Below are 10,214 nucleotides of genomic sequence, written 5' to 3' on the forward strand. Positions count from 1 at the left end.
TTGTTTGGCAACAGTAGCTTTTCTCTTCCGCAAGAGATCACCCAGATGTGGTCGTCTCGTTCTCGCCCCCCGGCCCCCTGACCTCTGGCCCCCGACCCCCGCCCCCCGTGCGCGCCCGCCCCGGCGCGCCGGCTTCCCACGAGGAGGCTCCCGAACCCGTGACCACCATCCGTGTGCGGCGCCCGCCCCGGCGCCCCGGCCCCGACCTGCCCTCGGGGGAGATCTCCCTCCAGGAGCCCCCCGAGCTCACCGAGCAGCAGTCGAGCATGTCGTCGGTCTTCATGTACATGCCGATGGCGCTGACCTCGATGGCGATGCTGATGATGTTCATCCGGCCCGGGAACATGGGCAACAGCGTCATGCCGTTCATCGCGGGCGGCATGATGCTCACCGGCGCCGTCGTGATGCTCGGCGGGCAGTACCTGCGCGCGGTCCTGGAACGCCGCCGCAAACTCAACGACGACCGCCGCGACTACCTGCGCTACCTGCGGCAGATGCGCACCCGGCTGCGCGACGTCGTCACCGAGCAGCGCGACGCCATGCTCTGGCGCGCCCCCCACCCCGACGCCCTGTGGTCGATCGTGCGCACCTCGCGCCTGTGGGAGCGCCGCGCCGACGACGAGGACTTCGGAGAGGTCCGCGTCGCCGTCGGCGAGCAGGCGCTGTCCATGAAGATCTCCCCGGTCTCCTCCAAGCCGGTGGAGGACCTCGAACCCCTGAGCGCGCACGCGCTGCGCCGCTTCATCCGCGCCTACGGCACCGTCGAGGACCAGCCCGTGCAGGTGTACCTGCGCGGCTATGCCCGCGTCACCATGCGCGGTGACGTCGCCGCCTCCCGGGGCCTGGTGCGCGCCCTGCTCGGGCAGCTCGCGGTGTTCCACTCCCACGACGAGCTGCGCGTCGCCGTCTGCGCCTCGGCCGCGTCCATGCCGCACTGGTCCTGGGTCAAGTGGCTGCCGCACGCCCAGCACCCCGCGGTCCGCGACGGGGCGGGCCCGGCCCGCCTGCTGTGCACCGACGCCGTCGAACTGGAGGGCCTGCTCGGAGAGGAGGTCGCCGACCGCCCCCGCTTCGACCCCGCCGCGGTGCCCGGCCGGGAGGAGCCCTTCCTCGTCATCGTGGTCGACGGCGGCAGCATCCCGCCCGGGTCGCGGCTGCTCGGCGGCGGCTACCGCAACGCCGTCGTCGTGGACGTCGCCGACCCCATGCCGCCCGAGGACGACCCCTACACCCTGGCCCTGCGCGTGGAGCCCGACCGCCTGGTGATGCTGGGCAGCGACAACACCGGGCGCGACACCGAGGAGGACCTGGGCCGCCCCGACACGCTGAGCCCGGCCCGCGTCGCGTCGCTGGCCCGCCTGATCGCCCCCTACCGGATGAGCGGTGTCGCCGCCGAGGTCACCGAGCCGCTCACCACCGACTTCGAGCTGACCACCCTGCTGGGCGTCCGCGACCTGTACACCCACGACCCCGAGCGGATGTGGGGCGAGCTGCACCCCAAGAACCGGCTGCGGGTCCCGATCGGCATGACCTCCGAGGGGGCGCCGCTGGAGCTGGACCTCAAGGAGTCCGCGCTGGGCGGCATGGGCCCGCACGGCATGCTGATCGGCGCCACCGGCTCGGGCAAGAGCGAACTGCTGCGCACCCTGGTCCTGGGCCTGGCCCTGACCCACACCCCCGAGACGCTCAACTTCATCCTGGTCGACTTCAAGGGCGGCGCCACCTTCATCGGCCTGGACGGGCTGCGGCACACCTCCGCCCTCATCACCAACCTCGCCGACGAGGCCATCCTGGTCGAGCGCATGCAGGACGCCCTGCACGGCGAGCTGGTGCGCCGCCAGGAGCACCTGCGCGCGGCGGGCGGCTACAGCTCGGTGCACGAGTACGAGAAGGCCCGCGAGTCCGACCCCGCCATGGAGCCGCTGCCGACGCTCTTCGTCGTGGTGGACGAGTTCAGCGAGCTGCTGGCCGCGCACCGCGACTTCATGGACCTGTTCGTCATGATCGGCCGCCTGGGGCGCAGCCTGGGCGTGCACCTGCTGCTGGCCTCCCAGCGCCTGGACGAGGGCCGGATGCACCAGCTCGAAAGCCACCTGTCCTACCGGATCGCCCTGCGCACCTTCTCGGCGATCGAGAGCCGCGGGGTGCTCGGGGTGCCCGACGCGCACCGGTTGCCGTCCTCGCCCGGCAACGGCTTCCTCAAGACCGACACCGACACCCTCACCCGGTTCAAGGCCGCCTACGTCTCGGGCCCCTACCGGGTGAACCGGCGCGCCGTGCGCAGCACCGGGGCGGCGGAGGGGGACGTGGTCCTGTTCACCGACGCCCCCGTGCCGGTGCCCGAGGCCGAGACCGAGGTGGAGGCCGTGGAGGAGCCGCAGGAGGCGGCGACCTCGCTGCTGGAGACGGCGCTGGACCGCCTCGCGGCCCACGGGCCCGCCGCCCGCGAGGTGTGGCTGCCCCCGCTGGCGGACCCGCCGCTGCTCGACGAGCTGCACCGCATGACCGGGACCCCGATCCCCCCGGGCGGGGTGCTCTGGGACGAGCGGGGATCGCTCGACGTCGCCGTCGGCGTCGTCGACCTCCCCTTCCAGCACCTGCGCAAGCCCCTGGCCGCCGAGCTCACCGGCGCGGGCGGCAACATCGGGATCGCCGGCGGCCCCCAGAGCGGCAAGAGCACCCTGCTGGCCTCGCTCATCCTCGGGCTCGCGCTCCGCAACACCCCCGCCCAGGTGCAGTTCTACGGCATCGACTGCGGTGGCGGCCTGCTCCAGGCGCTCAAGGACCTGCCGCACGTGGGCAGCGTGGCGGCGCGCACCGACGAGCGCCGCATCGTCCGCACCGTGATGGAGATGCACGAGATCCTCACCCACCGCGAGACGCTCTTCGCGGAGGAGGGGATCGACTCCATGGCCACCTTCCGGACCCGGCGGGCCGCGGGGGAGTTCGCCGACGAGCGCCACGGCGACGTGTTCCTGGTCGTCGACGGCTGGGGCACCATCCGCCAGGACAACATGGACCTGGTCGCGTCCATCGTCCAGCTCGTTCAGCGCGGCCTCAACTACGGCATCCACGTCATGGTCGCCTCGCCCCGCTGGGCCGACTTCAACACGAGCGTCCGCGACCTGCTGGGCACCCGGTTCGAGCTGCGGCTGGGCGACCCGGTCGACTCCCTCGTGCACATGCGCGCCGCCCAGTCCGTGCCCCGCGTCCCCGGGCGCGGCATCACCGACGACAAGCACCACTTCCTCACCGCCCTGCCCCGCGCCGACGGCGACGCGGACCCGGTGACGGTGTCGGCCGGCATGGCCGAGCTGGTCGCGCGCGCCAAGAACGCCTGGGACGGGCCCGCCGCGCCGCCGGTGCGCACCCTGCCCGCCCTGCTCCGGGTGTCGGAGCTGCCCGGCTCCGACCTGGCCGGGACCAGCGGGGTCCTGCGCGTGCCGCTGGGCCTGGAGAGCCGCCGCATGCAGCCCTTCTGGCAGGACTTCGGCGCCGCCCCCCACCTGCTGGTGGTCGGGGACACCGAGTCGGGCAAGACCAACCTGGTCCGGCTCATCACCGACGCGATCCGCACCCACTACGGGCCGACCCAGGCGCGCGTGGTGCTGGGCGACCAGCGGCGCAGGCTCTACGACGCGATCCCCAAGGAGATGCAGCTCGGCTACGCGGTGACCGGCGACAGCGTCCGCGAGATGATGCAGGCCGCCGCGCAGGCGATGCAGGTCCGCATGCCCGGACCCGACATCACCCCCGACCGGATCCGGCTCCGCGACTGGTGGACCGGGCCGGAGCTGTTCATCATCGTGGACGACTACGAGCTGGTCGCCGGGAGCGGCGCCGGGCCGATGGCCCCGCTGGCGCCCATGCTCGCCCAGGGCGCGGAGATCGGCATGCACGTGATCCTCGTGCACGCGGCGGGCGGGTTCGGGCGGGCCAGCGGCGACCCGTTCATCCGCTCGATGATCGACCTCAACACCCCGAGCATCATGTTCTCCTCACCGCCGTCGGAGGGGATGCTCTTCGGCAGCGTGCGGGCCCGCCGGATGCCGCCGGGGCGCGCCCTGTGGATCTCCCGCCGCGACCCGGTGGAGGTGCAGCTGGCGCTGATCGAGGAGGAGGCGGGCGGCTGACACCCGCCGCCCCCTTTCCGGGGGCGGCCACGTGACCGGGTCCGGGCCGGGGCGGCGGTCAGCGGCGCCCGGTCCCGGGGTCCCGCTCCGGGGCCGGGCCGATCGGCACGGGCTCGCCCGGCTGCGCGGGCCGCCAGCCGCGGGCCCTGCCGTTGCGCACCACGGCGCCCGCCAGGGCGCACAGCACCACCAGCAGCGCGAAGGCCCCGACCGTCGCGGCGGTCGGCACCGCCTCCAGCGAACCCCGCGGCGAGGGGTCGGGCACGAACCGCCCGCCGACGACCGGTGCCGCCTCCCCGCCGGGCTCGGTGACCAGCGCGCCCAGCGGGTCGATGCGGCCCATCCCGCTCACCGGGTCCTTGACCCCCGCGGGCGAGGGGTAGGCGGTGGTGATGAGGCGCTCCCGCAGCTCGTGCGCGGTGAGCTCCGGCGAGCGGGCGGCCAGCAGGGCGGCCGTCCCGGCGGCGAAGGCCGCCGCCACCCCCGGCCCGGACCCGGTCACGTGGCCGCCCCCGGCGCCGGGGCCCGCGGTGAGGTCGCCCGGCGCCAGCAGGTCCACCCGGACCAGGTCGCCGTCGGCGCGCGCCAGCGCCGCGTCGACCACCGGCAGGCCCTCCGGGTCGTGCGCCGCCACGCTCAGCGCCTCGGGGTGCTGCGCGGGGTAGCCCGCCATCGGCCCGCGCACCGTGTTCACCGTGGCGGGCGCCACCACCAGCGCGCCCGCCTCGGCGGCCGCGGTCACGGCCCCGTCCAGGGCCTGTGAGTTCTCCCAGGTGGCGGTGGCGACCAGGACGACGTCGGCGCCCGCCTCCACCGCGGTCCCGATCCCGGAGGCGATCTGCCCGGAGGAGGCCAGCCCGGTGTCGGGGGCCCCGGTCGGCACGAACAGCAGCTCGGCCCCCGGCGCCACGCCCACGGCCCCGCTGCCCTCCACCGCCCGCCCCGCGACGACACCGGCCAGGAACGTCCCGTACCCGAGGCAGTCGGCGGACCCGCCGCCCTCGACGGCCCCGCCGAGCGCGGGGCCGCTCGCGTCCAGCTCGGGGGAGAGCACGGCCACCCGCGCCCCGGCGCCGGTGCCCAGCCGGTGGACCTCGTCCAGCCCGAGGAAGGGCCGGGTCCACGGCTTCTGCTCCACCGTGTGCGTGCCGGGCACGGCGCAGGGCTGGTCGGCGCGCTTGAACTCGAAGACCTGGGACAGGGGCGGGGGAGTCTCGTCGCCGGTGTCGGCCGCGGCGGCGGCCGGGCCCGCGGTGCAGCCCAGGGCGAGCACGAGCGCGGCGGCGGTGCGCCCGGCCGCCCGCGGCCGGGCGGTCGGAGCCGGGGACTTTCTCAACGGGTTCTCCAGTGGGGAAAGGGGGGTGGGGGCCGGGTCCGTCCGCGAGGGGGGCCCGCGCGGAACACACACTAATGCCCCCGTTCGTCACGTGCTCTGGGCCGCCGGGGGTGCCGGGTTGAGGGCGTCGTCGAACCGCTGGGCCAGGGTCGGGGCACCGCCGGGGGCGACGTCGTCGCTGTCCTCGGCATCGCTGCCGCTGTCGGCGTCGGTGCCATCGTCGTCGGAGTCCGGGGCGGCCTCGGGGACCTCGGTGCCGCGCAGCCGTGCCTCCAGCCCGGCCAGGCGCGCGATCAGGCCGTCCAGGCGGGCGATCTCCGCCCGCAGGTCGGGCAGCGTGGTGCCGGACAGCTCCTCGGCCCGGGCCGCGAGGGCGTCCGAACGCGCTGCCAGGGCGGCACGGGAGGCGGCGAGGGCGTCGACGGCCGTCCTCAGTTCGTCCAGCTCGGTGCGGAGGCCTGGGTCCGCCTCGATGAAGGCCGCGTTGTCGGCCCCCAGCCCGTCCACCCGTTCGCGCAGGCCCGGGGCGCCCGTGCCCGCCTCCGGCGAGGTGCTCGGACCGGCAGCCGCCCCCTCGGACGCCGGGGGCAGCAGCCGCCGGGTGCGGTCCAGCAGGGTGCGCACGGCCCCGACGCGCTCGTTCACCTGCTCCGCGGTCGTCTCCGCGGCCGTCAGCTCCGGGGCGAGCAGCGTGCGCCGGTCACCGGCCGGGGCGGCGAGCCGCGCCGCCTCCTCCAGCAGTTCGGTGCGCCGCCGCGTCAGCTCGGCGGCCTGCTCCGGGTCCCGCCGGGACGCCCCCGCGTACCGGGCCAGGTCGTCCTCGAAGGCCGCGATCCGCGCGGCGAGGCCGTCCACCTGATCGGCGGTGGGCAGGGTGCCGGAGGGCGGCGGCACCGCGGCGGCGGCCTCCTCCCGGGTGTCCAGCAGGCCGTCGGCCTCGGTGACCGAGGTGTCGGCCCCCGCGAACCGCTCCGCGACTCCGTCGGCGACCCTGCCCAGGTCGGACAGCGCGTCGGCGACCAGCGGGCGGCCCAGTCCCGCCAGCTCCGCGGCCAGGCCCTCCTGGCGGCGCGCCTCGTCCTCCAGGGCGGGCAGTTCGCCGTGGGCCGTGGTGTGCACGCCGTCCACCAGGCCCCGGATCCGGTCCCTCTGCTCCGCGTTCTGTGCCGCCAGCGCGCGGGACGCGTTCCGGACCTCGTCCAGCCCGTCGCCGAGGCGGGCGGCGTCCCCGCCCAGGTGGGCGTGCCCGGGTTCGTCCGCCTCCCGGGCGAGCGGGCGGTGCCGGGCCTGGGTGTTCAGCGTCTCCGTGCGGACGCGGTTGTTGCGGGCCCGCGCGTCGTCCAGCAGAGCCTGGGAGCGTTCCAGCCGGTCCAGCGCGCGGGCCAGGACGACGTGGGTGTCGCGCGCCTGCCGCGCGAAGCGGTCGCCGCGCTCGTCCGCGCGGGCCAGCAGGTCGCGGGCCTGGGCCAGCAGGGCGTCGCGCCGGCCGTTGAGGGCCGCGATCTCGGCGGCGTTCCCGTCCTCGGCGGCGGTGATCCGGTCCAGGTCGCGTTCGAACGCCTCGACACCGGTCCGCACCCCGTCCACCTGGGCCCGGGTGGGTGCGTGGGGGTCGGCGTGGGGGAGGGCGGCGGCGCGTTCGGCGCGGTCGGCCAGCGACCGCTCGACCCGGGTGACCAGCTCCGCGACCTTGCCGGTGTCGGCGTCCGCCCGGTGGGTGCGCCTGCGCAGGTCGGCGAGGGTGTCCAGCCCCCGCCCCAGCTTCCCGGCCAGGTCGGCGGAGGCGTCGGCGGGCTCGGGGCCGCCGGGCCGCGTGTCCAGCCGCGCCTCGACCGCGTCGCGCAGGCTCGTCCCGGTGACCGGGGGGACCTGCCGGGTCCCGGCCGGTGCCGGGCCCGCCGTGGTGCCCGTAGTGCCTGTGGTGCCCGCGGCGCTTGTGGTGCCTGTCGTGCCCACATTGCCTGTGGTGTCGGTGCCGCCTGTGGTGCCCGTGGTTCTGGCGGTTCCTGTGGTGTTCTCGGGGGCGAACTCCCGCCGCGCCCGCCGCAGGGTGTCCACCCAGGTCCGGGTGCTGTCCTCGTACTGCTCCCGGCTCGACTCGTACCGGGCCTCCTGCTCGCGGTAGGCCTGCCGGGCGTCCCGCAGCCGGTCGGCGGCCCAGTCCGCGGTGTCGGAGGAACCGCTCCGGGAGCCGTCCTCGGACGCGTTCCCGTGCCGGTCGAGCCACCGGCGGTAGGTGCGGTGGGCGCTCACGTAGTCGCGGACCGGGTCCTCCAGGCGGCCGCGCTCGCGCCCGTAGTCCTGCTCGTCCTGGCCCATGGCGTCGGCGGCCTCGTGCACGCGCTCGGCCTCGGCGGCCAGGCTCCGGGCCCGCTCCGCGGTGACCAGGCCGAGCCGGACCGCGTCGGCCTGGGACACCCACGCGGCGACCCGGTTCCGGGTCTGCCCGGTGTGCACCGTCGTGCGTTTGCGCAGGTCCGCGCCTCGCGACTCGGAGGCGGCGCTCAGCAGCCAGGTGGTGTCGAACTCGACGAGGTAGGCGGGGCCCAGCCGGTGTCCCTCCGCGGTCGGCGGGGCGGCGGTCGAGCGGCCGCCGGTCGCGGAGTCGGACTGCGTGCGCGTGCCCAGCGGGGCGTTGAGCGCGCCCCCGTGGACGCCCGTGTGCTTGTCGTAGACGTTCTGCTCGGTGGTGAGCCCGGCGGGGCGCAGCGAGGGGTCGACGGCGGTCGCGGAGGCCTGGGCGGTGCTCTGGGAGGTGGAGTGCGTCTCGGAGTCGGTGTCCACCAGCCGGGTGCCCGCGACAACGTCCAGGACGCGCGCCCCGGACAGGTCCGGCAGCGCGGTCAGGTTCCACTGTGTCGGCCCGAGGTCCAGCATGGGCGCGCCGTCGGTGCTCCCGGCCGTCTGCGAGAAGAGGGCCTTGAGGGCGATGGACTCCAGGGTGGCGTCGACCGGGGTGTGGTGCGGGTCGAGCTTGAGCCGCTCGGCCGTGTACGCGCGCGCCAGCCGGACCTCGTCGGCGGTGTAGCCGTCGCGGCGCTCGCCCCCGGCGGGCGGCTTCCACCCCAGCGACCTGGCGATGACGACGGCGGCCGTGTCGCGGACGCCGCGGCCGCCGTCGTCCACGGCGGTCGGCATGAGGATCGCGTCGGCCGGGATCGGGGTGGCCCGCTCGTTGTCGAAGACCTCCTGGGCGCGGTCGGCCAGCGCCTGCGCGGCGTCCCGGCCCGCCTCCGCCGGCCTGCTGCTCACCTGCGGGGCGGGGGCGGGGGTGGTGGCCGTGCCGGAGCCCTCCCCGCCCGTGCCGCCCGCGCCGTCCGTCCGGGGGGAGAAGTCCAGGTAGGAGTACGGGTAGAGGGTGTGGACGGGCCCCGCGTCCTCCCGGGCGTCGACCGAGAGGCCGTCGGGCCCCTCCAGGGTCAGGGACAGCTCGCTGCTCTGCTCGACCTTGGCGTAGGGGCTGCCGGCCATCTCCAGCCGGACGGTGCGGGTGCGCTCGGTGGACGCGCTCCGTGTGTCGGTGTGCGTGTTCGACACGCTCCCCGAGACCGCCGTGGAGGCGGCGAGCGGGCGGTTGGGCGGCACGTCGTCCGGCGCGTCGGTGTCGCCCCGGTACGCGGTCGGGTTGAACGAGGTGCCCTCGGCGCCCGCGGTCGTGGTGGTGCCGCGCGCGGTACTGCCGCCGGTCTCGACCTTCCACGTGTGCGACTCCAGGACGACGTCGCTGGCGGCGAGGTACTCCACCTTGCCCGCCCGCGTCCGGAGGTCGACCAGGACGCGGGCGTCGTGGGAGACGCCCCCGGACCGCGGATCGCCGGACCCGTCCCGGCGCCGGATGCGCACGTCCACCGGCTCGCTCGTCCCGGACGTGTTCCCCAGCCGGGTCGTGAGGGCCTCCAGCAACCGCTCCCGGCCGCCCGCGGTGAACTCGTAGCCCCGGGCCGCGAGCCGCTCCACCAGAGTGCTGAGCGCCCGGGTCGGGTCCGCCGGGCGGACCCGCTTGCCGGAGCCCTCGAACCCCGGCCGCACCCGCACGTCGGTGATGTCGGCCGGGTTCGGCTGGGGGGACAGGTCGAGGGTGGTCCCGTCCCCGCTCTCGACGACCCGGTCCCGGACGATGCCCGCCTCCTGGGCGTCGCGGGCGGTGATGTACCCCGACACCAGGTCGGCGACCCGGGCCGTCCACCCGCGGAAACGGGTCTTCCACGGGCCGGGCAGCACGAGGCCGCGGTTCTTCATCAGCTCCACGGCCTGGGTGACCCGGCCGGACAGGCGGTAGACGTAGCCCATCGTCGCCTTGGGGACGAAGACCGAGGAGGCGGTGAAGGACACCGACACCTTCGCGGCGCCGGTCGCGTCGTAGAGGGTCCGGGCGGCGTTGGCCCCGCCGATCGGGGTCGGGCCGGCGCCGTCGCGGGGCCGCAGGGCCGTGTCCGGGTCCTGCTGGGCGGCGTCGTCGGCCAGGCGGTTGGAGGTGCCGCCCGCGGACGCGCCGAACCGCAGCCGCGCGGAGTACCCGCGGGAACCGGAGGTCCCCACCTTGACGGTGGTCTCGTCGTGCGCGATCTTCCACACCTCGACCTGCTGGAACTGCGCGATCTCGTCCGGCTCGACGCGGGTGGCCAGGGTGGCCCGCAGGTCGTTGGGCGAGAGCACGCCCCCGCTCATCTCCGGGCGGCCGCGCCGGCCGCCCGCCGCGGTGGTGGACGGGTCGTCGGCCATGGCGGTGGGGGAGAAAAGCTGCT

General features: G+C 75.9%; 3 protein-coding genes. 1 reads left to right on the top strand and 2 read right to left on the bottom strand.

All coding sequences use genetic code 11. The annotated features are described in order from the left end of the window. Positions 1-158 precede the first annotated feature (158 nt). A complete protein-coding gene (gene eccCa, locus ACJOT3_RS13200; RefSeq protein WP_406972404.1) occupies positions 159-4,133 on the top strand; it encodes a type VII secretion protein EccCa in 3,975 nt (1,324 codons plus the stop codon). Between the two features lie 58 nt (positions 4,134-4,191). On the opposite strand, the gene ACJOT3_RS13205 is transcribed toward eccCa, so the two are convergent. Together ACJOT3_RS13205 and ACJOT3_RS13210 are read right to left on the bottom strand one after the other, a co-directional pair. Beyond that, positions 4,192-5,469, bottom strand: a complete 1,278-nt coding sequence (locus ACJOT3_RS13205; RefSeq protein WP_406972406.1) for a S8 family serine peptidase — start codon at positions 5,467-5,469, stop codon at positions 4,192-4,194. A gap of 87 nt (positions 5,470-5,556) precedes the next feature. Then, complete coding sequence (locus tag ACJOT3_RS13210) at positions 5,557-10,191, bottom strand: coiled-coil domain-containing protein (RefSeq protein ID WP_406972408.1); 4,635 nt, start codon at positions 10,189-10,191, stop codon at positions 5,557-5,559. Positions 10,192-10,214 lie beyond the last annotated feature (23 nt).

Source organism: Nocardiopsis protaetiae, assembly GCF_045446735.1.
GTDB classification, from domain to species: Bacteria; Actinomycetota; Actinomycetes; order Streptosporangiales; family Streptosporangiaceae; genus Nocardiopsis; species Nocardiopsis protaetiae.

Coding starts and splice junctions, on each gene's coding strand:
- ACJOT3_RS13210 (WP_406972408.1), bottom strand. CDS start 10,191: ATGGCCGACGACCCGTCCACCACCGCGGCGGGCGGCCGGCGCGGCCGC.